This window comes from Duganella sp. Leaf126, from assembly GCF_001423125.1.
Classification (GTDB): Bacteria; Pseudomonadota; Gammaproteobacteria; order Burkholderiales; family Burkholderiaceae_D; genus Rugamonas.
Genome location: NZ_LMNW01000031.1, coordinates 489,611 through 514,386 on the forward strand (window position 1 = coordinate 489,611; position 24,776 = coordinate 514,386).

Annotated in this window: 20 protein-coding genes; 12 read left to right on the plus strand and 8 right to left on the minus strand. The window is 65.4% G+C overall.

Annotated elements, in window-relative coordinates; genetic code table 11:
* Window positions 1-8: 8 nt before the first annotated feature.
* The 4 genes from ASF61_RS15395 to ASF61_RS15410 all read right to left on the minus strand — a co-directional run bounded on the left by ASF61_RS15395 (window position 9) and on the right by ASF61_RS15410 (window position 5,806).
* The gene (locus ASF61_RS15395; RefSeq protein ID WP_229205865.1) at window positions 9-3,032 is read right to left on the minus strand and encodes a YjbH domain-containing protein; all 3,024 of its coding nucleotides are present in this window, start codon (window positions 3,030-3,032) and stop codon (window positions 9-11) included.
* 375 nt (window positions 3,033-3,407) lie between these two features.
* The gene (locus ASF61_RS15400; protein ID WP_056157363.1) at window positions 3,408-3,923 is read right to left on the minus strand and encodes a GNAT family N-acetyltransferase; all 516 of its coding nucleotides are present in this window, start codon (window positions 3,921-3,923) and stop codon (window positions 3,408-3,410) included.
* Window positions 3,920-4,441 (minus strand): GNAT family N-acetyltransferase, encoded by a 522-nt coding sequence (locus ASF61_RS15405; RefSeq protein WP_056157365.1) that lies wholly within the window; start codon window positions 4,439-4,441, stop codon window positions 3,920-3,922. The genes ASF61_RS15400 and ASF61_RS15405 overlap by 4 nt, the downstream gene beginning before the upstream one ends.
* A gap of 90 nt (window positions 4,442-4,531) precedes the next feature.
* Window positions 4,532-5,806 (minus strand): amidohydrolase family protein, encoded by a 1,275-nt coding sequence (locus tag ASF61_RS15410; RefSeq protein ID WP_056157367.1) that lies wholly within the window; start codon window positions 5,804-5,806, stop codon window positions 4,532-4,534.
* A 283-nt stretch (window positions 5,807-6,089) separates the two neighbouring features.
* On the opposite strand from ASF61_RS15410, the gene ASF61_RS15415 reads away from it, so the two are divergent.
* The 4 genes from ASF61_RS15415 (at window position 6,090) to ASF61_RS15430 (ending at window position 13,142) form a co-directional block, all read left to right on the plus strand.
* On the plus strand, window positions 6,090-6,836 hold the full coding sequence (locus ASF61_RS15415) for a phasin family protein (RefSeq protein WP_056157369.1): 747 nt from the start codon (window positions 6,090-6,092) through the stop codon (window positions 6,834-6,836).
* Window positions 6,837-7,175: 339 nt separating this feature from the next.
* Window positions 7,176-8,930, plus strand: coding sequence for an ABC transporter ATP-binding protein (locus tag ASF61_RS15420; protein ID WP_056157372.1), 1,755 nt, complete (start codon window positions 7,176-7,178; stop codon window positions 8,928-8,930).
* Between the two features lie 4 nt (window positions 8,931-8,934).
* Entirely contained in the window at window positions 8,935-10,737 is a 1,803-nt protein-coding gene (locus ASF61_RS15425) for an ABC transporter ATP-binding protein (protein WP_056157374.1), read from the plus strand.
* Between the two features lie 212 nt (window positions 10,738-10,949).
* On the plus strand, window positions 10,950-13,142 hold the full coding sequence (locus ASF61_RS15430; protein ID WP_056157375.1) for a diguanylate cyclase: 2,193 nt from the start codon (window positions 10,950-10,952) through the stop codon (window positions 13,140-13,142).
* An 81-nt stretch (window positions 13,143-13,223) separates the two neighbouring features.
* Here the strand turns inward: ASF61_RS15430 and ASF61_RS15435 are convergent, their stop codons facing one another.
* Both ASF61_RS15435 and ASF61_RS15440 read right to left on the minus strand, forming a co-directional pair.
* A complete protein-coding gene (locus ASF61_RS15435) occupies window positions 13,224-13,607 on the minus strand; it encodes a hypothetical protein (protein ID WP_056157377.1) in 384 nt (127 codons plus the stop codon).
* Between the two features lie 76 nt (window positions 13,608-13,683).
* Window positions 13,684-14,136, minus strand: a complete 453-nt coding sequence (locus ASF61_RS15440) for a hypothetical protein (RefSeq protein WP_056157379.1) — start codon at window positions 14,134-14,136, stop codon at window positions 13,684-13,686.
* Between the two features lie 276 nt (window positions 14,137-14,412).
* Here ASF61_RS15440 and ASF61_RS15445 point away from each other — a divergent pair, with 276 nt between their 5' ends.
* Entirely contained in the window at window positions 14,413-15,429 is a 1,017-nt protein-coding gene (locus tag ASF61_RS15445; RefSeq protein ID WP_056157380.1) for a hypothetical protein, read from the plus strand.
* Here the strand turns inward: ASF61_RS15445 and ASF61_RS15450 are convergent.
* The gene (locus ASF61_RS15450; RefSeq protein ID WP_229205866.1) at window positions 15,402-16,364 is read right to left on the minus strand and encodes a LysR family transcriptional regulator; all 963 of its coding nucleotides are present in this window, start codon (window positions 16,362-16,364) and stop codon (window positions 15,402-15,404) included. The genes ASF61_RS15445 and ASF61_RS15450 overlap by 28 nt on opposite strands.
* A gap of 120 nt (window positions 16,365-16,484) precedes the next feature.
* Between ASF61_RS15450 and ASF61_RS15455 the strand changes: the two genes are divergently transcribed.
* Both ASF61_RS15455 and ASF61_RS15460 read left to right on the plus strand, forming a co-directional pair.
* A complete protein-coding gene (locus tag ASF61_RS15455) occupies window positions 16,485-17,324 on the plus strand; it encodes a phytanoyl-CoA dioxygenase family protein (protein ID WP_056157384.1) in 840 nt (279 codons plus the stop codon).
* Entirely contained in the window at window positions 17,324-18,139 is an 816-nt protein-coding gene (locus tag ASF61_RS15460; RefSeq protein ID WP_056157387.1) for a sugar phosphate isomerase/epimerase, read from the plus strand. Before ASF61_RS15455 ends, ASF61_RS15460 begins: the two co-directional genes overlap by 1 nt.
* Before the next feature lie 44 nt (window positions 18,140-18,183).
* Here ASF61_RS15460 and ASF61_RS15465 read toward each other — a convergent pair whose 3' ends face one another.
* Window positions 18,184-19,311 carry an HD-GYP domain-containing protein gene (locus tag ASF61_RS15465; RefSeq protein ID WP_056157390.1) on the minus strand — a complete coding sequence of 376 codons (1,128 nt, stop codon included), beginning with the start codon at window positions 19,309-19,311 and terminating at the stop codon, window positions 18,184-18,186.
* 108 nt (window positions 19,312-19,419) lie between these two features.
* Between ASF61_RS15465 and ASF61_RS15470 the strand changes: the two genes are divergently transcribed.
* The 5 genes from ASF61_RS15470 (at window position 19,420) to ASF61_RS15490 (ending at window position 24,758) form a co-directional block, all read left to right on the plus strand.
* The gene (locus ASF61_RS15470) at window positions 19,420-19,908 is read left to right on the plus strand and encodes a MarR family winged helix-turn-helix transcriptional regulator (RefSeq protein ID WP_229205867.1); all 489 of its coding nucleotides are present in this window, start codon (window positions 19,420-19,422) and stop codon (window positions 19,906-19,908) included.
* 19 nt (window positions 19,909-19,927) lie between these two features.
* Window positions 19,928-20,674, plus strand: a complete 747-nt coding sequence (locus tag ASF61_RS15475; protein WP_056157391.1) for a 2OG-Fe dioxygenase family protein — start codon at window positions 19,928-19,930, stop codon at window positions 20,672-20,674.
* Between the two features lie 55 nt (window positions 20,675-20,729).
* Window positions 20,730-22,082 (plus strand): hybrid sensor histidine kinase/response regulator, encoded by a 1,353-nt coding sequence (locus ASF61_RS15480; RefSeq protein ID WP_056157393.1) that lies wholly within the window; start codon window positions 20,730-20,732, stop codon window positions 22,080-22,082.
* 256 nt (window positions 22,083-22,338) lie between these two features.
* A complete protein-coding gene (locus ASF61_RS15485; RefSeq protein WP_056157395.1) occupies window positions 22,339-23,025 on the plus strand; it encodes a CerR family C-terminal domain-containing protein in 687 nt (228 codons plus the stop codon).
* Window positions 23,022-24,758 (plus strand): TolC family protein, encoded by a 1,737-nt coding sequence (locus ASF61_RS15490; RefSeq protein ID WP_229205868.1) that lies wholly within the window; start codon window positions 23,022-23,024, stop codon window positions 24,756-24,758. The genes ASF61_RS15485 and ASF61_RS15490 overlap by 4 nt, the downstream gene beginning before the upstream one ends.
* Window positions 24,759-24,776: the final 18 nt, after the last annotated feature.

The following is a 24,776-nucleotide window of genomic DNA, read 5'->3' on the forward strand; positions in this document are numbered from 1 at the left end:
AGCCGCCATCAATAATTTTTTTGCCACGATACGCTGACAGACTTAGGTCCCGGAACAATCGCTAACCCGCCGCTGCCCTGCTCACGTTGCGCGTGCCATAGCCAACTGCCCACTGCATAGCCGATCACTCCACCTGCAACGGTATCGGATACCCAGTGCTTGCGGCCTGCCACTCGGCCTGCTGACCCCAGCGCGGCCACACCATACAACCATGGCGCATCGTATTCTTTGGCAAACGGCGTGATTGCTGCGAATGACACCGTTGCATGCCCGGACGGGAAGGATGCATCAGAGCGTGAAGAGCTGTCACCGACACGCGACCACGGACCGCGCTCTTCATCAGGTCTGGCACGGCCTACGGCGTATTTGCCCACCAAAGTAAATCCGGTAGCGATACCGATCGACTGCAGGGAAATCAAACCGGTATTGCTCATACGCTTGTCGCCCAGTGCAAACGCGGCGCCTGCTGCACCGACCAGCGCGTAAGGCAGGGCGTTGCCATAGGTATTAAGTCCGCTGATGACCTTCTTGTCCTGATACTTCTTCATCTGGCGATCGACCGGCTTGTCAGCCAGCGAAGAGACGAGCACTGCGCCGACTGCCAGGGTAGCGGGGCGCAGCCATTGCTCACGCGCCGGCACGACATTCAGCGACTGGTCGATGCGCTCACGCACCATCGGTAGCGGATTTTCGAATGGTGTATCCGGTGGGCTCACTGCCAGCAATTGCTGTTCATCGGGCCGTTCGGCAAAGTTGCCAAGTCCGTCGTAGGAATTCATGTCGCGCCGCGGCTTCTCAACCATATCGTAGAGATCGCCGGGTGACGCGACCATCTGTCCGATGTCCCGCGTCCATGGAGAGAGTGAAAAGCCGATTGAATTCTGCGAATCGAGCGGCAGCATAGTGCGGAGCGGAATTGAGAGGAACACGCCGCGATCCTGGTAGGGCTTGCTCGGCGTTCCCGGCGAGGTAATATCATTGCCGTTGGTATGTGAGTACCATGCACCGACCTCGATGCCGGACTGGAAGCGACGTTTGAACTCGATGCGTACCCCCTCGTCACGGGCAAGGAAACGCCCAGCCCGGGCGGTAACTGTAATGCCCCGGGCAAACTGATAGTGCAGAGAGGCAATTGCAGTGACGGTCTTATAGTCAAGACTGTCGAACAAGCGCTTATAGCCACGCTGTTGTAACGCGTCGACCGACAGATCAGCAGCCCATTTGCTGCTTTGGGGCAGATACAAGACTTGACCGCCCGCACCACGAAACATGTCTTCGTACAGACCGACGGAACCGCGGACATACCAACGCTCGGCCGGATTGGCGTATTTATTGATCAACAGCCGGTTCAACGCAAAACGGCTCTCACCGAGATACTTGGCGACATCGGTACGCACATGCGGCAAGTTACTGTTCGATGGCTGCCTGACCCCGGAAACCGTTTCGAGAATCGAGACGCTGGCAGCTGTATTCAGATAAAGGCCGTCACCAAGACGTCGATCGTAATTGGCGGCAGCCGACAGGGAATATCGGAAGGCTCCGCTAGGATCATTAAAGAAAAACCCGAGTTTGGGGGCGACCTTCAAGCGGTTGCTTTCGCGGTCCACTGATGTCAGCTGCACGACATCACCCTCATGTCCAACCGCCACGCGCAATTTTCCATCAGCTTCGACGCCCGTGACATTTGCCGCACTGCCCGATACCACAGAGTCTTTCGCCGGAGCGACCGCAGCAACGACGTCGGTCACCGCAGAAGATGTCGGCGCAGAAGGCGCAGCCGGAGACGCCACTGCAGACGCACCGCAGGGGGCTGGTGCGGACGGTGCCTCAGCCGCGCTGGTGAGCGCAACCTTCTGCTCTGGGGTAGCGGATGTGTCGAGCAGGCCCGCAATCCAACCTTGCTGGTCATCGGTGATGACATCGTCCCGGTTAGGGTAACGAACCAGCACCACATCGTTAAACGCTTTGCGGTCGATCTTTCCCGCCAAATAATCTTGAAGTTTCGGTAGATCGAAGAATTCGTAGGTGACCAGTGGCTGGTCGAGCTTGGTATACGTGACCTTGATCGTCATTACGCCAGCTGGCGCAAACGCCAGCGCCGTGCGCATGGCACGCCCGACCGCTCGCCCCGTGTCGTAAATACGGTTGTTGGTAAAAGTAAGATTGAGGACGCTGCCGGTAAGAGAAACGCGGATATTCTGATAATCCTGGGCCGCCAGCGCTTTGATCAGATCCGCGCCATAGCCCGCGTCTTGGCGCCACTCGGGTATTGATGGCGGCGTGATCGGATCTTTGTCTTCGAAAAACGGTGGCTCATAGATCTTGGGGACATATTCGCGCTCATTGAACGGAATACTGACGAAAGCGTTAAAACTAAAATTGTCGCGTCCACGTGCGGCTTGTATGCCCAGCCACCCCCAGCGATACTCAAGGCCCACCGCCGGGCCTTTACGACGCTGATCGGCACCCGACATCTGCGGCAGGTAATCCTTTTTATAATCAGTGGAGTTGTACTCGGCTACTACCGACCAGTTGGGATGGCTGACGGGCGTCCATCGCAAGCCGGCAAAAGTGCCACTCATGCGTTTGGTACCATAACCGAGACTGACCTCAACATTGCGGGTCGCTCCGAAAGTCTTGCTACCCACTGCATAATAGCTTTTGAACAGCTGGGTACCAAAAACGTCGGTCGCACCTACCGCGACCGATGGTAGCCAGGCGCGCTCGGTCCACAACTGGACTTTGCCATCGATAACCTTATCCTTGTAACGGCCATAGCCTGCGCCATAAGCGAGCTCTTCTTGAGAACCACCAAACGGTGGAATACCGACAATCGAGACATAGCGGGCGGTGGCCTGGACCGACGGCAAAATTGTAGAACTGACCCACAACTGACCATATGGGCTGTCGTAACCGTAGCCTACGCTGAACGTACCATCGGCTTCAACCGCAGCGCTGGGCATATTAATGTACCCTGACTGCCCATTGTTGCTTGGCGTCGCGGCGACGCTGTCGTGACCTGCAAAGATCAAACAGCCACACCAGGTATATTTAACCGATTTTCTAAGCGCGCTTAACAAGTCCAACTACCCAAAAAAATACTCCTCATTCGCTACGTCCTAGAGCATTAGGAGTTGAGCAAGCTGGAGATGGAATTCGAACCGGTCGGGGCGTGATGCCCAACCTGGTGTGTGCATGATGACGTGACGCCGCTCTCCGGGAATCACGCGGGCCACATCATACATGAGGGGCTGCAGTTTCACCGACGGCTTTGATTTTTAACAAAATTCAGCTATCAATCCGGCCTATTTTACCATCGTTAATAAAAAAGTACCCCGAATTATTGCTGTGAGGCTCTACCAATAGCGCGGCATGGCCCCCTAAAAAGCCACACCGATATTCATCTGTCAAGATGGAAAATCGACCGCATACACATTCGTCACCCGCTCCCCCGGCGGCAGCACCTGCACCCCCTCGAAATGCATGCCCAGCTTGTGCAGCAGGCTGATCGACTTGACATTGCCGGGTGCGGTCAGGCCCAGCACGCGGGTCATGCCGAGCGGGCCGCGCGCCAGTTCCAGCACCGCGCGCGCGGCCTCCAGCGTGTAGCCGCGACCGAAGTGTTCGGGGCGGATGGCGTAGCCGATGTCGGCATCGGGCAGGAAATCGCGGCGGATCAGGCCGCACATGCCGAGCGCCCGGCCATCTGCCTTGCGCTCCATGACGTACAGCGAGAAACCGTGGCGGTGCTGCATTGCCATCGGCCCCTCGGTGATCGCCGTGCGGGCCTGCGCGATGCTGCGGATGCCCTTGTCGCCGATGAACTCGAGCCAGGTGGGGTCGTTCACCAGGTCGTGGTAAAACTGCGCGTCGTCGGTGGTGATGGTGCGCAGCCGCAGGCGCGCCGTGTCCAGGATGATCATGCGTCGGGCCAGTGTGCCGGGTCTTCGAGCAGCTGGTACATCACGTACACATCGACATAGCCGAGGTAGCGGTGATAGTAGGCGCGCGGCAAGGTGCCGACGATGGAAAAGCCCAGCTTTTTCCACAGCAGCACGGCAGCGACGTTGGAGCTGACCACGTAGTTGAACTGCATTGCCAGATAGCCGTGGCCACGCGCCCGGGCCAGGCAGTCGTGCCCCAGCAGGGTGCCGACGCCGATGCCCTGCGCTGCCGGCGCCACCATGAACGAGGCATTGGCCACATGGCCGCCGCGGTCGCGCTGGTTGGCGTTGAGGCGGTACATGCCTAGCAGGCGATCGCCGTTGAGCTCTGCCACGAAGGTCTCGATGCCGGGTCCGAACCAGTAGGCGTGGCAGTCGTCGCGGCTGGTGTCGGCAGCAAAATAATAGGTGTCGCCGCTGGCAATCAGTTCCTGGAAGATGGCCCACATGGCGCCGAAGTCGGCTTCCGTGGCGGGGCGGATCGCAATTTCTTTCAAGACAACTCCCTGCGGTGGCGGCGATGTTTTATTGTCATGGATTTCTGCAGGCAAGTCCAGCATACCGCCTTGCCGCAGCGGCGCGCCCGTCTACCTGCCGAGACGGAAATCCACGCATCCGGGCCGCCCCGGCAGATGCAAGCTGGCGTGCGCGGGCGGCGACTCGGCCACGATCACACCGCGCCGCATCACCAGCCGGCGCGCCGCGCGCAGGCGGATCGCTTCCACCGGGTCGGCCGCGTCGAGCAGCACCAGGTCGGCATGGCAGCCGACCGCCACGCCGTAGCCGTCCAGGCCGAGTATGCGCGCCGGCGTGTCGGTCACGGCGGTGTAGCAGGCGCGCATCGCGTCCTGCCCCGTCATCTGCGCCACATGCAACCCCATGTGCGCCACTTCCAGCATGTCGCCCGAGCCCAGGCTGTACCACGGGTCCATCACGCAGTCGTGACCGAAGGCGACATCGATGCCGGCAGCCAGCATTTCCGGCACGCGCGTCATGCCGCGCCGCTTGGGGTAGGTGTCGTGGCGCCCTTGCAGCGTGATATTGATGAGGGGATTGGCGATGGCCGCCACCCCGCCCTCGCGGATCAGCGGCAGCAGCTTGCTGACATAATAGTTGTCCATCGAATGCATGGAAGTCAGGTGCGAGCCGGTCACGCGACCATGCAGACCCAGCCGGTTGCTGTGATAGGCAAGGGTTTCGATATGGCGCGACAGGGGGTCATCCGATTCGTCGCAATGCATGTCCACCCGCAAGCCCTGTTCGGCGGCAAACTCGCACAGCAGGCGCACCGACTCGGCGCCGTCGGCCATGGTGCGCTCGAAGTGCGGGATGCCGCCCACCACGTCGACGCCCATGGCAATCGCACGCTGGAGGTTGGCAAAGGCGGTCGGACTGCGCAGCAGGCCATCCTGCGGGAATGCCACCAGCTGCAAGTCCAGATAAGGCGCCACCCGGCGCTTGACCTCGAGCAGTGCCTCCACCGCCAGCAGACGGTCATCGCACACGTCCACGTGCGACCGGATCGCCAGCAAGCCGCGGGCCACGGCCCAGTCGCAGTATTGCAAGGCGCGCTCGACCAGTGCCTGCTGGCTCAGCTCGGGCTTGAGCTCGCCCCACAGCGCAATGCCTTCGAGCAGCGTGCCGGAAGCATTGACGCGCGGCAGGCCATAGCTGAGCGTGGCGTCCATGTGGAAGTGGGCATCGACGAACGGGGCGCTGACCAGGTCGCCGCAGGCATCGATCTCGCGCCCGGCGGTGACGGCCAGCGCGGGCGCGATGGCAGCAATGCGCCCCTGCGCAATGGCGATATCGACGCCGCTGCGTCCGTCGGCAAGATTGGCGTTGCGTATGACCACATCCATGGGAACCCCGTCGGTGTATAGATATTCCGATTGTAGCCAGTTTCAGCTCGCGGCAGGAATTGTTGCGGCGCAGTAGCCGGTGCTGGCGTTTTCTGAGTTGATCTTGCGATAAATCAAACAAGCCGCGATAAGGCTGGACACTGCATTTTTCCATGTGGCACTCTTACACGCGTTTTAATGCGCCGTTTGCGCCCGTGGCACAAAAAATAACTTCTCAAGCCCCGTGTTCGTGGCTAGAATATTCTCATATTGCATCGCAACAGACCCGTCGCCAGGAGAAACCATGTCTTCGATTACCGAACAGTTTTCCGCCGTTACCAAGTCGCAGCTCGAAACCCAGTTCCACGTGTTAAACAGCCTGGCGCACACTGCGCTCGACAGCACCGAAAAACTGCTTGCCCTGCAGCTCAGCACTACCAAGGCCTCGGTCGAACAATCGTCGGCAACCGCGAGAAAATTGCTGGCATCGAAAGATGCCGGTGAATTCTTCTGCGCCGGGCGCGAGGCGCCGACCGGCATCGACAGCCTGCTGGCGTACGGCCGCGAACTGTTTGCCATCGCCAGCGGCGTGCAGGCGGAATGGATCAAGAGCACCCGGGTAACGCCGCTGCCGCACGCCGCAGCAGCGGCGGCGGCTCCCCTGGCCGCGGCAGCGGAAGCGACTGCGCCCGTTGCCGAGGTGCCGGCGTTGCCGGCGTTGCATCCGGCGACGGCCGCAGCACCGCGCCAGCCCGATACCGCGCCCGTGGTGGCAGTGCCGGCAGCCGAGGCGGCGGCGCCTGCCGCTAGTATCGCCGCCGCCGTCTCGGCGGTGGTCCACGGCGACGAGCCGCCTGCACCGGCGCCGCTGGCGGCCACGGTCGCCCCCACCGCGCCCGAAGCGATCCAGCCGGGACTCAAGCCGATTGCCGACATCGAGGCTGCAGCCAAGCCGATCGCGCTGGCGGCCGACAGCAAGACGCCCAAGCTGAAAGCGGTCGCACCAAAGGCCAAAGCTGCCGACCTCCCTGCCGGCAAACACAAGAAATAAACCGCGCCGCCGGGCCACGCCGGCGCCGTCTTGCCGCCGCGTGCGGGCACCTGCCACCACCTGCCAGCGCCTGCCACCAGCTGGCACCCACCGACCGGGTGCTCGCCTGCGCGGGTACGCGCTGACAAAAACACTGCGGTAGCAACACTGACAGCCAGTCCGATACGCGGCGCCGGCCCTGCACAACGGGCCGGCGCCTTCATCGGCAGCCGGCACGCGCGCTGCGCGCCCCCTTGCCTTGCTGTATCCTAGCGGACTACGCGCTGGCACGATGGTTGCCAGCCCATCGGGCGCCCTGCGACGATTGATTGGCGCGCCCCAACGCTATTCCGAGGCTACATGTCTACTCTTTCCGCGCTGCTGGGCGGCTTCGTCCGCCAGCACAAGCGCGCCTATGTCCTGTCCGGCCTGATGCTGGCAGGCGTGGCAGCGCTCACTGTCTGGGTGCCGCGCAAGGTCGGCGCCATGATCGACGGGCTGGCCGCCCATACGCTGTCCGGCAACGCCCTGATGGTCGACATCGCTACGCTGCTGCTGATCGGCCTGGCGATCTATTTCCTGCGCGTGGCATGGCGCCAGCTGCTGTTCGGCGCCGCCTACCGGCTGGGCGTGTCGCTGCGCACGCGGCTCTACGCACGCCTGTCCGAACAGGGCGCCGCCTTTTACCAGCGCCAGCGCACGGGCGACCTGATGGCGCTGGCCACCAACGATATCGACGCCATCGAGATGGTGGCCGGCGAGGCGATGCTGGCCGGCTTCGACGGCGCCCTCACCCTGGTCATGGTGCTCGGCATCATGCTGCTCGGCGTCGACTGGCGCCTGGCCTGCATTGCGCTGCTGCCGTTCCCGCTGATGGCGTGGGCGTTCTGGTATATCTCGGGCCACATCCACACCGCGTCCACCGATTCGCTCAAACGCTTCTCGGACCTGAACGACCATGTGCAGGAAACCCTGTCGGGCGTGCGCACGCTGCGCGCGCTGGGCCTCGAACAGCGCAGCGCGCGCCAGTTTTCGACACTGGCGCAGCACGCCTCGGACGCCAGTCTGCGCGCCCAGGTATGGGAAGCCGCATACGAGCCGGCCGTCGGCCTGACGCTGGCCGCCGCCAGCACGCTGACGCTGGGCCTGGGCGGCTATCTGGTGTGGCAAGACCAGCTCACCATCGGCTCGCTCACCGCCTTCACCATGTATTTGGGCCAGCTGATCTGGCCGATGTTCGCGGCCGGCTGGGTGCTGTCGCTGATCGAGCGCGGACGCGCCGCCTGGCAGCGCCTGCAGCCGATGCTCGACGCGCCGCTGGCCATCGACGACCATGGCACGCTGACCGCCATCGCGCCCGGCGCGCTGGTGCTCGATCACGTGCGCTATGCCTACGAGGAGCAGACCGTGCCCGCCCTGCAGGACATCTGCCTGACGCTGGCCCCGGGCCGGACCCTGGGCCTGGTGGGACCGACCGGCAGCGGCAAGTCCACCCTGCTGCGGGTGCTGATGCGCCAGCTCACGCCGCAGGCGGGCACGGTGACCTGGAGCGGCCAGCCGCTGGCCGCCTACACGCTGCATACGCTGCGCGCCGGCATCAGCTGGGTGCCGCAGGAGTCGTTCCTGTTCTCGGCCTCGATTGCCGACAATATCGCGCTGGCGCGCCCGAACGCCACCCGCGCGCAGATCGAGCATGCGGCCACCCTGGCCGCCGTGCACGACGACATTTTGAAATTCGCGCAAGGCTACGAGACCGAGGTGGGCGAAAAAGGCATCACGCTGTCCGGCGGCCAGCGCCAGCGCGTGGCGATCGCACGCGCCCTGCTGGCCGATAACGATCTGCTGCTGCTCGACGACGCGCTGTCGGCGGTCGATACCGGCACCGAGACGCGCATCCTCGAACACCTCGAAGCACTGCGCCAGGCACGGGCCGGGCGCAGCGCGGTGATTGCCAGCCACCGCCTGAGCGCGGTGGTCAACGCCGACCTGATCCTGGTGCTGCGCGACGGCCGCATCAGCGAATCGGGCAGTCATGAACAACTGCTGGCGCAAGACGGCTGGTATGCCAGCCAGTGGCGCTACCAACAACTGGAGGCCTCGCTTGACGCCCTCTGATCCCATGCTTGCACAATCCGATACTCCCTCGGTCGGCGCCCAGACGCGCCAGGCCTTTGCGCTGCTGCGGCGCGCCGCCCACCCGGACCGCCACCACCTGGGCTGGGCCGTGCTGTGGCTGATGCTCGCTGCCCTGTTCGAGGTGCTGGGTCCCCTGATGGGCAAGGCGCTGATCGACGAGCACCTGCTGCCGCGCCACCTCGACTGGCCGCGCATGGCCATGCTGCTGGCCGGCCTGCTGCTGACCGGCTGGATCGCCAGCGGCCTGCGCTACCTGCAACTGGTGCGCCTGTCGGGACTGGCCATGCGCTCGGTGATGCGGCTGCGCGAAATGGTGTACACCCACGTGCTGCTGCTGCCGATGTCATTCTTCGACCGCGCCATCACCGGCCAGCTGGTCTCGCGCGTGACCAACGACACCGAGGCCGTGAAGAACCTGTACATCCAGGTCCTGTTCGTGATGTTGGACAGCACCATCGTGCTGGTGGGGACCATCGCCGCCATGGCCTGGCTCGACATCCGGCTGATGGGCATGGTGCTGGCGCTGCTGCCGGCCGTGCTGGTCATCGTCTACCTGTACCAGCGCTGGAGCGCGCCGGCCGTCACCCGCGCGCGGGCCCTGCGCAGCGACATCAACGGCCAGGTGGCCGAATCGATCGGCGGCATGAGCGTACTGCAGGCGAACAATGCACAGCAGCGCTTCGGTGCGCGCTTTGCCGCCACCAACGACGAACACTACCGGGCGCGCCAGGCCGAGCTGCGCGCCAATGCCTGGCTGCTGCGGCCCGCGCTCGACCTGTTCAACGTGATCCTGCTGGCGGTGGTGATCTTCGTGTTCGGCCAGCGCCAGATGACCGCCACCGAGGTAGGCGTGCTGTATGCGTTCATCAGCTACCTGGCGCGCGTGATCGAGCCGCTGATCCAGATCACCATGCAGTTCAGCCAGCTGCAGCAGGCCGTGGTGGCCAGCGCCCGCGTGGCCACGCTGCTCGACGAAGCACAAGCAAAGGAGCACTCGGCAGCCTCGCTCGGCCAGGCCGCTGCCAGCGCGCAGCCGGCGGACAGCGCGACGCTGCCGGCGGTGGCGATTAGCCACCTTAACTTCGCCTACACCCCGGGCCAACCGGTGCTGCACGACCTGTCGCTCGAGATTGCGGCCGGCGCCTTCATCGGCATCGTCGGCCATACCGGCAGCGGCAAGTCCACCCTGCTCTCGCTGCTGCTGCGCTTTTATCCGGCGCCGCACGGCAGCATCGTGCTGCACGGCGTGGCGCTCGACGACATCGACAACGAACGCTTCCGCGCCGACGTGGGCCTGGTGCCGCAGGACCCGTTCCTGCTGGCGGCGTCCGCCCGCGACAATATCGACATGGGGCGCGGCCTGACGCAGGCGCAGATCGAAGCGGCGGCGCGCGCGGCCCATGCGCACGACTTCATCGTGGCGCTCGAACGCGGCTACGACACCGAACTGGGCGAAGGCGGCTCGCGCCTGGCCGTGGGCCAGAAGCAGCTGATCGCGATTGCCCGCGCCCTGGCCGGCCAGCCGCGCATCCTGCTGCTCGACGAAGCAACCTCGCACATCGATTCGCAAACCGAGCAGGTGGTGCAGGCCGCGCTCGACGAGCTGCGCGGCAAGGTGACGGTGATCGCCATCGCGCACCGCCTGTCCACCATCCGCGACGCCGACCGCATCATCGTGCTCAATCACGGCCGCATCACGGAAACCGGGCCGCACGAGAAGCTGATGCAGATCGAGGGCGGCTTGTACCAGCGCCTGTACCTGCTGCAGCAACTGACGATGAACTGAGCATGAACTGAGCCCGAGCCGCAGGGGCAGCGGGAGCAGGGGCGCCAGCAGCCCGTTGCCGCGGAACGCGGGCGGCGGCGCACGCGTCACTGTTGCGCCGCCGCGCCGCATTGTGTCTTGACACGGCTAAATGCAACATCGCGCTGCATTTCTTGGTTGCAATACGCATATAATTGTCGAAGCTGAACAGACATACATGCGAAGGGGTGGCGTTGGCAGGATCGGGATATCGCGATGGCAGGGGCAAGGCGCACCGGCAGGTCCGGGCGCTGATGCGGGCAGCCGTGCTGGCGTCCACCCTGGCGCTGCACCACGCATACGCCGAGGTGCCTGCAGCTGCGCCGGTGCCGCCGCAGGTCACCGTCGAAGCGCTGCGCGCGCGCCTGATCGACATCCGCGAGCAAAGCCGCTTCGTTCCCGAAAAGGCGCTGGCGGCGCTGGAACTGCTGGCGCCCGAGCTGGCAAACAAACCGCCCGCCTTGCAGGCCGACCTGCTGATCGTCGAAGCCGACGCCCTGATGCGCCAGGGCCGTTACACCGACGCCATGGTGGCGACCGAAAAAGCCATGGCCATGGGCCGTGCGCTGCACGACGACGCCATCGTCGCCAACGCCCAGCTGACCAAGGCCTATGTGCTGTCGGCGCGCGCCGATATCGAGGCGGCCCACGCGCTGGCGTTCGAGGCCGAAAAGCTGGCCCTGCGCACCGACAACGCCGCCCTGCGCGCCCACGCCACCATCACCGCCGGCCAGACCTTCGCCGAACAGGGCAATTTCCCGCAAGCGCTGGTCAAGCTGCAGCAGGCGGTGGACATGGCGCGCGCCGTCACCACCGATCCCACCACGCTCGCTGCCGCCCTCAATGCCCTCACCCTGCTGCTGGTGCAGATGAAGGAATTCGACCAGGCCGCCGCCAGCTTCGACGAACTGATCGCCGAAACCACCCGGCTCAATTCGCCGGGCCGCATGTCGATCGCCAGGAACGCCGAATACTGGCTGGCCAGCGATACCGGCCAGCTACAGCGCGCCATGCGCGCACTGCGCGCCAGCCTCGAGATCCAGCGCAAGATGGGCGCCGAGCGCATGGTCACCTCCACGCTGGTCAACCTGGCCGACCTGCACCTGAAACTGCACGACTATCCGCGCGCAGCCCAGTATGCGCAGGAGGCGCTGCATCTCACCCAGCGCAGCAACAATGCCTCGGTCGAGGCCACGGCCCGCGTCAACCTGGGCAATGCGCTGCTGGCCATGGGCCGTATCGAGGAGGGCAAGCGCCAGTTCGAGGCCGGCATGGAGCGCTATGACAAGGAAAACAACAAGCCGGAACTGCAGCTGGTCGTGCGCGAGTACGGCGTGGCGCTGGAAAATGCCGGCGACCTGTCCGGCGCCTTGAAGGCGTATCACCGCGAGCGCGAGCTGTCCGACGAACTGTTCGAGCGCCAGCGTCAGAAGTCGATGATGGAGCTGCAGGAAAAATACGAAGCCGAGAAAAAGAAGCGGCAGATCGAGCTGCTCAGCCGCGAGAACCAGCTGCAGACGGCGGAACTGGACAACCGCCAGCTGCAGCAGCGCATCTGGTGGCTGCTGGCGCTGGTGTGCGCACTGGCGGCGGCCGTGGGTGCGCTGTTGTACCGCAAGGTGCGCCAGGCGAATGTGCTGCTCGAGGAAAAGAACCTGGAACTGAAAACCCAGTCGACCCGCGATCCGCTGACCTCACTGTACAACCGGCGCCACTTCCAGGACTATATGCGCACGCTGGCGCCCACGCCTGGTCCGCCGGCGCCATCGGACTGGTCGCAGGCCGAGCGGCGCACCGCCCGCAGCGACGACCTGGTAGGGGCGCTGTTCCTGCTCGACGTCGATCACTTCAAGCATATCAACGACAGCTACGGCCACGCCGCCGGCGACGCCGTGCTCAAGGCGATCGCCACCAAGCTGCAGGTGGCGCTGCGCGAAACCGACATGATCGTGCGCTGGGGCGGCGAGGAATTCCTGGCCTTCCTGCCGGCCGTGCCGCGCGACGGCCTCGATGACATTGCGCGCCGCATCCTCGACGGCATCGGGTCGCAGCGCGTGGCTTACCAGGAGCACCAGATCGCGGTCCATGTTTCGGTGGGATTTGCGCCTTACCCGCTGACGCCGGGCGCCACGCCGCTGGCGTGGGAGCGGGCGGTCAACCTGGTGGACATGGCGCTGTACCTGGCCAAGTCGCATGGCCGCAACCGCGCCTATGGCGTGCGCGGTTTCGCCAATATCGATCACACGTCGCTCGAGGCCATCGAACAGGATCTCGAACGGGCATGGCGCGACGGTTATGTGGATCTGCACGTGGTATTGGGCGGCACGCCGGAAGCACCGCCGCCGACGCGGGACAACGTCGTGCCTCTGAAGCGCGCCGGCGTGTAGGAACACCTGCGCAGAGTGCGTGGCGGGCAGCGCGCCGGCCGGGCGGCGCACTGGCCTGGTTTGCTTTTGCTTATTTTTTGCTTACTTGTTGGCTTCGCGCTCGGCAGCCTTTTGCTGCATGTTCTCGCCCGCTTGTTCGAGCTTGCGGCCTGCCTTGTCGGTCGCCTCATTGAGCTTGGTGCCAGCCTGGTCGGCCGCGCGGTCGAGCTTTGCGCTGGTTTCCTTGGCCGCCTGGTCCATCTTGTGACCGGCCTCGTTCATTTTCTGTTCCGCTTCGCGGCTGGCCTGGCTCATTTCCTGGCTGGCGCGCTCGCTGGCCTGGTCGATCTTGCGGCCGGCCGTCTCGGCAGGGCCGGCGCCGACCGTGTCGTCCTTCTTCTGGCAGCCGCCCAGCAGCGCCGCCATTACCAGTACCGCACCTGCCGTCTTGCCCAGCGTCGTGATCGTGTTATGGATGGTATTCATGCACATCTCCTTGAACAATGATTGTTGTCAGGAGCGTACAACGGCTTGCGCGAATGCAGCGCACGCTTCGAGGAGGTCAGGTGCCGATCTTTTTGGGCGGTGGCGGCGGGGCAAACGCAATCGTATCGGACTCGGGCGCCGTCTCCAGCGCGTCCGACTGGGCCAGCCAGTGGCGCAGTTTTTCCATGCGGCGGATCAGGATGCCCTTGCTGTTGATGTAGCCGACCTGTTCGAAATTCTCGGGCTTGCTGATCATTTTGGAGACCGTGGGCAGGTTGTCCGCCAGGCGGTCGAACGCCTTGCGCGCCTTTTGCTCCCACTTGACCAGGTTCGGTTCGTTGAAACGGTTGCTTTCGTAATAGATCGTGAGCGTACGGTCATGGTTGCCAAAACCGACAATGGCGGCGCCGAGGCGCACCGTTTCGAGCACGTCGCCCTTGATGTTGGCAGTCGGCACGAACAAGGCCGCCCGTGCCGTGGGGCTGTCCGGTCGTTCCAGCGGCAAATCCTGTCCCATTAATACGGTCATACGCATCCTGTTGTGATCGCCACGAGTTGCCTTTGGGCTATATTCTGGATTTTATATCGTGGTAATGGCGCAAGACAAGGAGAATGGCCGACAACGGCAGCATTCGGCGCCGCAGCGTGGCGTGCACGCGAATCGGCGGCGATGGCGAGCCGGACTGCGGCCCCGGCTGTATCCTATAATGCGGGCTTCCCGACCTTTCCCCCCCGCCCGATGTCCGTTCCCGTCCCCGCCCACGCTGCGGCGCAGTCTGCCGACCCCGTACCCGCACCGGCGCCCATGCCGCGAGAAGCCGTCGATGCGGCCGAGCGCCACCTGCGCGACACCCTGGCCATCGCCATCGGCCACGCACCGCCGCATGCGGCGCTGATCGTCCACGATCAGCGCACCGGTCTCGCCCTGGCGTTGACCGAAGCCTATCGCCGGGTGGCACCGACTGCGCGCTTCATCGACTTCGACACCGTCACCCCGGACGACGTGCTGGCCGCCTTCGCCACGCTGGCGGCCGGCGACCTGGTAGTGCTGGTCCAGTCCACCAGCTTCCGGCTCGAGGCATTCCGCATCCGCATCGAGCTGTTCAAGCGCGGCCTGAAAGTGATCGAGCACGTCCACCTGGCGCGCATGCCCGGTGCGCAGGGCCTGGCCTACATCGATGCGCTGGCCTACGACCCGGCCTATTACCGCGGCGTCGGCCACGCGCTCAAGGCGCGCATCGACGCCGCCAGCGGCGGCATGGTCGACAGCGGCGATGGCGCCCAGCTGGTGTTCGGCACGCCGTTCGAGGCGGCCAAGCTCAATATCGGCGATTACACGGGCATGACCAACATCGGCGGCCAGTTCCCGCTGGGCGAAGTGTTTACCGAAGCGCGCGACCTCGAAGCAGTCAACGGCCGCGCGCGCATTTTCGTGTTCGGCGACACCTCGTTCCACGTCAACCAGCCGCCGATACCGGTCACCATCATCGTCGAACAGGGCCGCGTAACCGGCACCGAAAACAGCACGCCCGCTTTCGACAATATGCTGGCCATCATCCGCGCCCACGAGGGCGAGGTGTGGCTGCGCGAACTGGGCTTCGGCATGAACCGCGCCTTCTCGCGCACCCGCATGGTGGACGACATCGGCACCTACGAGCGCATGTGCGGCATCCACCTGTCGCTGGGCGCCAAGCATGGCGTGTATGCGAAGCCGCAGTTTAAGCGCAAGGATGCGCGGTACCACGTCGATGTGTTCGCGCTGACCGAGGGCGTGTACCTGGACGGCCAGCGGGTCTATGCGGACGGTGCCTGGCGGCCCTGAGCCAGCAGCCCACGCTGCTGCAACGCCCGGTCCCACGGCGGCGCCGGCTGGTATTCGGCCACCAGGTGATCGATCAGCGCGCGCACCTTGGCCGACGGCTGGCGGCTGGCCGGGTACAGCGCGGACAGGTGGTTGAGCGGCAGGTCCCAGTGGCCCAGTACCGGCACCAGCGCGCCGTCCAGCAAGGCGCGCCAGGCCAGGAAAGTCGTGTGGTACACGATGCCGAGTCCCTGCAGCGCCGCCTGGTGCAGCACCAGGCCGTTGTTGGACGTGAACGCCGCCTGCACCCGGACCGTCTGGCGCTGGGTTCCGGTTGAAAACTGCCACGTCGTGCCGGCCGTCAGGTGGCTGAAGTGCAGGCAGCGGTGCGCCTGCAGGTCGTGCGGCGCAGCCGGCGTGCCGTGGCGCGCCAGGTAGGCGGGACTGGCGCACAGCACGGCGCGGCACGGCGCCAGCGGCCGGATCGCCAGCGCGTGCACGTCCGGGATGCCGCCCACGCGCACCGACAGGTCGAAACCGTGTTCGATCGGATCGAGCAGCGCATCGTCGACGTGCAGCGACGGCGCCAGCTGCGGATGGAGCAGGCTGAAACGCGCCACCGACCCGGCCAGCCACTCGCTGCCGAAACTCGATGGCGCCTGGATGCGCAGCGGCCCGGCCAGCGCCGGACCGGCAGCGGCGCTGGCCACCGCGCGCCCTGCCTCGTGCGCCTGGGCCACGGCAGCCGCGCACGGCGCCAGGTAGGCCTGGCCGGCGTCGGTCAGGCTCACTTCGCGCGTGGAGCGGTGCAGCAGGCGTACCTGCAGCCGTTCCTCGAGCTGCAGCACGTGCTTGCTGACCATGGCGCGCGTCAGCCCCAGCCGCCGGCCCGCTTCGCTGAAGCTGCGCAGGCGCGCCACCTCGACGAAAATTTCCATCGCACGTAATTGGTCCATGGTCTCCTCCTGCCGGGGATTGTCGCCAGATTGACGACAATGTGTCAACCTGTCGCCGATTGTTGCCGGCAGCAGCCGCGCTTACAATCGTGGTTTTCCTTTTCAGCCTGGAGCCGCGACATGTTGACAGACGCGCAAAAACTGCAATACCAACGCGATGGTTACCTGGTGGTGCCCGATTTTAAAAGCGCCGCCGAGATCGCCGTGCTGCGCGAACGCGCCGCCGAGATTGTCAACCAGTTCGATCCGGCCGCGCAATCGGGCATCTTCAGCACCATCGAGCAGGAGAAGACCACCGACGATTACTTCCTCGGTTCCGACAACACGGTGCGCTGCTTCTTCGAGGAAGAAGCTTTCGGCGCCGACGGCCAGCTGAAACAGGACAAGTCGCTGTCGATCAACAAGATCGGCCACGCCATGCACGATCTCGACCCGACCTTCCGCGCCTTTACCGCCGACGCGCGCCTGAACGCGATCGCCCGCGACATCGGCCTGGCGGACGCCAAGGTGTGGCAATCGATGTACATCTTCAAGCAGCCCGGCATTGGCGGCGAAGTGCGCTGGCACCAGGACGCTACCTATTTCGACACCGACCCGGTCAGCGTGACCACGTTCTGGTTCGCGCTCGAAGACGCCACGCTCGACAACGGCTGCATGTGGGCCGAACCGGGCGGTCACCGCGGTCCGATGCGCGAACGCTTCCTGCGCAACGGCGACCAGGTCCGCATGGAAAAGCTCAGCGACCTGCCATGGCCCGACGACAGCACGGCCGTGCCGCTGCCATGCCGGGCCGGCAGCCTGGTCGTGTTCCACGGCCTGCTGCCCCACTACAGCGCGCCCAACCGCTCGGCGGTGTCGCGCCACGCCTACACGCTGCACGTCACCGACGGCGCCACGCACTACTCGCCGCAGAACTGGATCCAGCGCGACGCACGCCTGCCGGTGCGGGGCTTTATCTGATGAAGGTCGAGATTTTTGCGGCCCACTGGGGCAACAACGAACTGCCGGCCGCAGTCTTCATCGAGCGTGTCAAGGCGGCCGGTTTCGACGGCATCGAGCTGTCCCTGCCGCTCGATCCGGCCGCGCGCGACGACTGGACCGGCCGCATTGCCGACGCCGGCCTGGCGCTGATCGTGGGCCAGTGGGAAACCGCGCTGGCGCCGGAATTTGCCGCCCACCGCGCGGCGCTGGAAGCGCTGTTGCACAATGCCTGCGCGGCGCGCCCGCTGCACGTCAATTCGCAGACCGGCAAGGATTACTTCAGCGTCGAGCAGAACCGCGAACTGCTGGAACTGGCGGCGGCGATCGCGCGCCAGCACGGCGTGCCGATCTATCACGAAACCCACCGCAGCCGCTGGAGCGCGCACCCGGCGCTGGCGCTGCCCTACCTGCGCCAGCTGCCCGACCTGTGCCTGACGGCAGACCTGTCGCACTGGTGCTGCGCCTGCGAGTCGCTGCTGGGCGACCAGCCGCAGCTGCTGGCCGAAACGCTGCCGCGCGTGCGCCACATCCATGCCCGCGTGGGCCACGAACAAGGGCCGCAAGTGGCCGACTTCCGCGCACCGGAATCGCAGCCGGCGCTGGCCGCGCACCTGGCATGGTGGGACGAGGTGGTGCGCCTGCGCCGCGCCGCCGGCGCCGAACGGCTGACCATGACGCCCGAATTCGGACCGGTGCCGTACACCCAGACCTTGCCGTACACGGGTGCGGCGGTATCGAATGCCTGGGACCTGAACGTGGCGATGCTGGGTCTGCTGCGCCAGCGCTACGGCTGACGCAGCAGACCCGGCACCGCGCCGGCCGATTGCAGCCGGATCGGCTACCGGTGCAGCGACAGCAGCGGACCGATGCCGTGCTCGAGGTCCTGCACCGTGTCGGCATAGCGCTCGGCGATGTCGCGGAACTCTTCCTCGGCCACCAGCATGGCGTCCACCACGTCCGGGTCGAAATGCTCGCCGCTGGCCTGGCGTACCATTTCCACCGCGGTTTCGTGGGTAAAGGCGGGCTTGTAGACGCGCTTGGAAATCAGCGCATCATAGACGTCGGCCACCGCCATCAGGCGCGCCGCCAGCGGAATCGCTTCGCCCCTCAAGCCTTCCGGGTAACCGGAGCCATCGTATTTTTCCTGGTGCGAGTAGGTGATCTCGCGCGCGTAACGCAGGAAGGTATTGGTGTAGCCGAGGTGGTTTTCCACGTTGACGATGGCGTCGCGGCCGTACACGGTGTGCATCTTCATCACCGAGAATTCGGCCGGGGTCAGCGGCCCCGGCTTGAGCAGGATGGCGTCCGGGATCGACACCTTGCCGATGTCGTGCAGCGGCGCGGCCTTGTACAGCGCCTTGATGTTGGCGTCGCTGAGCTCTTCGGCAAAGCGCGCATCGCCCTGCAGCCGGCGCGCCAGCGCCACCACGTAATGCTGGACGCGGCGCAGGTGATTGGCGGTTTCGTATTCGCGCGTTTCGGCCAGCGAGGCCAGCGCCCAGATCATGGCGTCGAGCATCTGCGACAGTTCCGCCGTCACCTCTTCCACCACGTGTTCGAGCAGGTTGCGCTGCTGCTTGAGCAGTTCGCGCGCATGGCGCAGCTGCAGATGCGTCTCCACCCGGGCGCGCAGCACGTCACCGGCAAATGGCCGCGCGATCACGTCCACCGCGCCGGCGCCCAGGGCGCGCGCTTCGTCAGGCTCGGCCTGCACCAGCAGCAGCGGAATGTCGGCCGTATCGGGACTGGACTTGAGCTGCTGGCACACGCGGTAGCCGTCGATGTCGGGCAGTTCGGTCGACAGCACCAGCAGGTCGGGGCGCGGCACCTGTTCCATGACCATCAGCGCGGCGCGCCCGCTGTTGGCCAGGCGCACTTCGTAGCGGTCCTGGAGCTGGCCGTTCATCCGGATCAGGTAATCCGGGGCCTCGTCCACGATCAGCACGATGGCTCGTTTGGCATTCATCTACCGGCACTCCTGAAAATTAGCTATTAGCAACATCATACCCTGTCGCGCGCGACTAATTGCAGGTCATCGCTTGCAATCGTATAGCGCACTACCCATAATGGGTTCATGGACACCACACCCTCCCCCGCCACCGCTGCCCCCGCCACCGTGGAGGCCGGCACCGGCCGGGCGCCGCTGCTGGACCAGCAGCTGTGCTTTGCGCTGTATTCGACCTCGCTGGCGATGAGCAAAATCTACCGCAAGCTGTTGCGCGGTCTCGGCCTGACCTACTCGCAGTACCTGGTGATGCTGGTGCTGTGGGAAAAAGACGAACAGACCGTCTCCGCCCTGGGCGAGCGGCTGTTCCTCGATTCGGCCACGCTGACCCCGCTGCTCAAGCGCATGGAGGCGGCCGAGCTGCTTACCCGCACCCGCGCCGCCGTCGATGAGCGCCAGGTCATCATTCAGCTGACCGCGCGCGGCGACGCGCTGCGCGCACAGGCGGCCAGGCTGCCGCCCTCCATCCTGCAAGCGACGCGCTGCTCGGTCGAGCAGGTGGTGGACATGAAACAACAACTCGACGCCCTGCGCGCCAGCCTGATGGCCGCCGGCTAACACCGTCTCCGATATCATCATGAAGCCATTCACTCCGATCTACACTCCACGCGCGCAAGCGGCCGAAGCGCTGCGCACCCAGGGCTATGCACTGCTGTCGCCGCAGGACGTGGCGGCGCTGGCCGGTGTGCCGCGCGATGCACTCGACGCCCTGGCCCCGAGCTGGGACACGCTGGCGCCCGACCAGTACCTCAAGGATGGCGGCCGCTATCGCCGCCGCCGCCATTCCTGCTTCGTGCAGCACGGTGCGCAGATCACGCAGACGCCGCACCGCGCGCACTGGCAGCCGCTCGAATACAACGCCCTGCACGGCGGCATGCACCGCCTGTTCGAGCCGGTGATGCCGGCCACCGTGGCGCAGCCGGCGTGGCCGGCGCTCATCGCCGCCATCGGCCAGCTGTGCAGCGTGGCCCGCAATACCGACGCGCCGTGGTACGTGGAGGCGCACCAGTTCCGCATCGATACCGCCGACGGCATCGGCCGTCCCACGCCCGAGGGCGCGCACCGCGACGGCGTCGATTTCGTGGCCGTGATCCTGGTGGCGCGCGACCAGGTCAAGGGCGGCGAAACCCGCGTGTTCGAGGCCGACGGCCCGACCGGCAGGCGCTTCACCATGACCGAGCCCTGGACCCTGCTGCTGCTCGACGACGCCACCGTGATCCACGAATCGACGCCGATCCAGCCGCTGCATGTTTATGGTCACCGCGACACCCTGGTGCTGACCTGGCGCGCGGGCGGATTCCAGGGCGAGGAAAAACCCCTGTAGCCGCCTAAATCCGCTATAGTCTTACCAGAAAATCAAAGCACCAGGAGGGTGGCCAGTGGACGCCAGCTACGAAATACAGCCCGATGAAATCGAAATCCTGATCGTCGAAGACAGCCCCACCCAGGCTGAGCGCCTGCGCCGGCTGATCCAGTCGATGCGCTACCGCGCCCGCGTGGCCGGCAACGGCCGCCTGGCGCTCGAAGCGATCCGCGAAAACAAGCCGCACCTGGTGCTGTCCGACATCGTGATGCCCGAGATGGACGGCTACACGCTGTGCCGCGCCATCAAGAGCGACCCCGTGCTGCGCGAGATCCCGGTCATCCTGGTCACCTCGCTGATGGACCCCAAGGACATCATCCGCGGCATTGAATGTGGCGCCGACAATTTCATCCGCAAGCCGTACTCGGAAGACTACCTGCTCAACCGCATCGGCCATATGCTGATGAACCAGAAGCTGCGCCGCAACCAGAACATGGAAATCGGCATCGCCCTGTACCTGGGCGAGCAAAAGCACTTCATCAACGCCGAACGCCAGCAGATCCTCGACCTGCTCATTTCGACGTACGAGCAGGCGGTGCAGGTCAACGGCGAACTGCAGGCGCGCGAACGCCAGGTCATCGAACTCAATATGCGCCTGGCCAACCACGCGGGCGAGCTGGAAACCATCAACCGCGAAATCGCCCTCAAGAACCTCGAGCTGGTCGAAGCGAGCCGCATGAAATCGGCCTTCATCGCCAATATGTCGCACGAGCTGCGCACGCCGCTCAACGCCATCATCGGCTTTACCGGCGCGCTGCTGATGAAGCTCCCCGGCCCGCTCACGGCGGAGCAGGACAAGCAGCTCAACACCATCCGCACCAGTGCGCGTCACCTGCTCTCCTTGATCAACGACATACTCGACGTGGCCAAGATCGAAGCCGGCAAGGTCACGCTCGAAGTGCAGAAGGTCCAGTGCCAGAACCTGGTGCGCGACGTGGTCGATACCCTGCGTCCGCTGGCGCTGCAAAAAAACCTGGCGCTCGACATCGAGCTCGCCGACGAGCCCATCGTGCTGGAGACCGACCAGCGCGCGCTCACGCAGATCCTGCTCAACCTTGGCAACAATGCCATCAAGTTCACCGAAACCGGTTCGGTGCGTGTCTCGCTGGCGCAACGCCAGGGCGAGGGCCAGCAGATGGTGGAATTCTCGGTGGCCGACAGCGGCGCCGGCATCCGCGAGGAAGACCAGAACAAGCTGTTCCAGGCCTTCTCGCAGCTCGATTCCACGTCCACCCGCCACGCCGAAGGCGCCGGCCTGGGGCTGTACCTGTGCCAGAACCTCGCCAACCTGATCGGCGGTTCGCTGTTCTTCAAGAGCGATTTCGGCCACGGCAGCACGTTCACCCTGGCGCTGCCGCGGCGGAATTGAAAAAATAATCGACACCCGTAGTTTTACGGTATTGCAGCGCAACATAAAAGGGGATATATTGGACCTGTCTCCTCCAACCGTTCGCTGAACATTGGAATTAAGCCCGCCACCGGCAACGGTCGCGGGCATTTTTTTACCCGCGACACATGCGGATGGCATGACGGCGCGATGCTGCCGTGCAGCACCCGACGCGTCCATAAACCAAACGATCGATTTAGTTATATCAATCGTTTAGATTGTGTGCTGTAATCGCGTGATGCCTACCACATCGATCACCCCTCCTGCGGACGAGGTCCGCAAGCCGCGCGCGGACGGCGAACAATCGCGCGACCGGCTGCTGCACACGGCCATGCGCCTGTTCGGCCAGCACGGCTTTTCCAAGACGTCCACCCGCGCCATTGCCGGGGCGGCCGGCGTCAACGTGGCTGCCATCAGCTACTATTTCGGCGACAAGGCCGGCTTGTACCAGGCCTGCTTCGGCTTCCTGTGCACCACGCCCGGCGGGAATGTCGCCGCCTTCGAACAGCCGCACTTCACGCTGCGCGAGTCGCTGCAAGGCTATTACCGGCAGATGCTGGCGCCGCTGATGCAGCACGAGGAGGCGGACGTGATGCTGCGCCTGTTCTACCGCGAGATGCTCGAGCCCACCGGCCTGTGGCAGCGTGAAATCGACAACAACATCAAGCCCGAACACAGCGCGCTGCTGCGGGTGTTGTGCCGCCACCTGGGCACGCAGGACGTCACGCCCGACCTGCAGCGCCTGGCCCACGCGATTCCCGGCCTGTGCGTCACCCTGCTGATCGGGCGCGACGTGATTGCCGCCGTGTCGCCAGAGCTGGTCGCGTCCCCCGCCGCGCTGGCGGCATGGGCCGAGCGCCTGGTTGATTATGCCGAGGCGCTGGTGCAGTGCGAACAGACCAAACTCCAACGAAGGACAGCATGAACACGACTTTACGCACGCCGCTGGCCGTACTGCTGGCAGCGGCAATGGCGACGCTCAGTGCCTGCGCCGTCACCACGCCGGCGCCGCAGGTGGACCCGCAAGCGCCGTTGCAGTGGCAGGCACCGCTGCCCCATGGCGGCAGCCGCGCCAACCTGGCCAGCTGGTGGCGCCACCAGGGCGACGCGCTGCTGGCCGAGCTGATCGAGTCGGCGCAGACGGTCAGTCCCACCGTGGCGTCGGCCGCCGCGCGCATTGCCCAGTCGCGCGCCGACCAGGTGGCTGCCGGTGCGGCACTGGTACCGAATCTGGACGGCACCGGCAGCATCAGCCGCGCCAACCAGCAGTCGCTCACGCCAATGGGCACGACGTCGCAGGTGGCGCTGCAGGCGTCGTGGGAGCTCGACCTGTTCGACGCCAACCGCGCCGTGCGCGACGCAGCCGATGCCCGCTACCAGAGCGCGCAGGCGGGCTGGCACGACGCCCGGGTCTCGGTGGCGGCCGAAACGGCCAACCAGTACTACGCGCTGCGCGCCTGCCAGCGGTTGATGGAGGTGGCCCGGCAGGACGCCGCTTCGCGTGCCGACACCGCGCGCCTGACTGCACTGTCGGCCAATGCCGGCTTCGAGTCGCCGGCCAACCTGGCGCTGGCGCGCGCCAGCGCCGCCGACGGCAACAGCCGCTACCTGGCCCAGCGCGCCAGCTGCGACGTCAACCTCAAGGCGCTGGTGGCGCTGACCGCCATGCCGGAAACAGCGCTGCGGCGCCGGCTGGCCCGCGACGACTCGACGGCGGTGCAAGCGGTTGCCGCCGGTGCGCGGGCCACGGCGCGTGCCATCGATGCACCGGTTGCAGGAACTGCCGCCGGATCTCCGGCCACGGCGCCTGCCATCAATGCGCCGGTCGCAGGAACTGCCGCCGATGCGCCGGCGATGGCACGTACCGTCGATGCACAGGTCGCAGGGACTGCCGCCGGATCTCCGGCCACGGCGCCTGTCATTGATGCGCCGGTCGCAGGAACTCGCTTCGATGCGCCGGCCATGGCGCGTACGATCGATGCGCCGGTCGCAGGATCTGCGGCCGATGCGCCGGCCTCAGCGCATACCATCGATGCACCGCTCGCAGGTCCTGCCATCGGCGTGCCGGAACTGCCGGCGCAAACGCTGGCCCAGCGCCCCGACGTTTTCACCGCCGAGCGCGAGGTGGCTGCCGCCAGCGCGGAAGTCGGCGGCGCGCGCGCGCAGCGTTATCCGCGCCTGGGCCTGTCGGGAGCGATCGGCATTGCCAATTTCCACAGCGCCGGCGTCAACACCAGGACCGATACCTGGACCATCGGTCCGCTGTCGGTATCGGTGCCGGTGTTCGATGGCGGCCGGCGCCGCGCCAGCGAGGCGGCGGCCAGCGCGCGCTACGACGCTGCCGTGGTCAACTACCGCGCCACCGTGCGGCAGGCCGTGAGCGAGGTCGAACAGGCGATGGTCAACCTCGACAGCACGGCACGGCGCGCGCTCGACGCCAGCACCGCCACGCAAGGCTACCGCAGCAACTTCGACGCGGTGGAGCAGCGCTACAAGAACGGCATGGCCAGCCTGTTCGAACTGGAAGACGCGCGCCGTACCCGGCTGGCCGCCGAACAGAACGAAGTCACGCTGGCGCGCGAACGCAACGCCGCCTGGGTGGCGTTATACCGCGCAGCCGGCGGCGGCTGGACCGCCCCTGCCCCTGCCCCAAAATAAAACCCTGAGACCGCACTT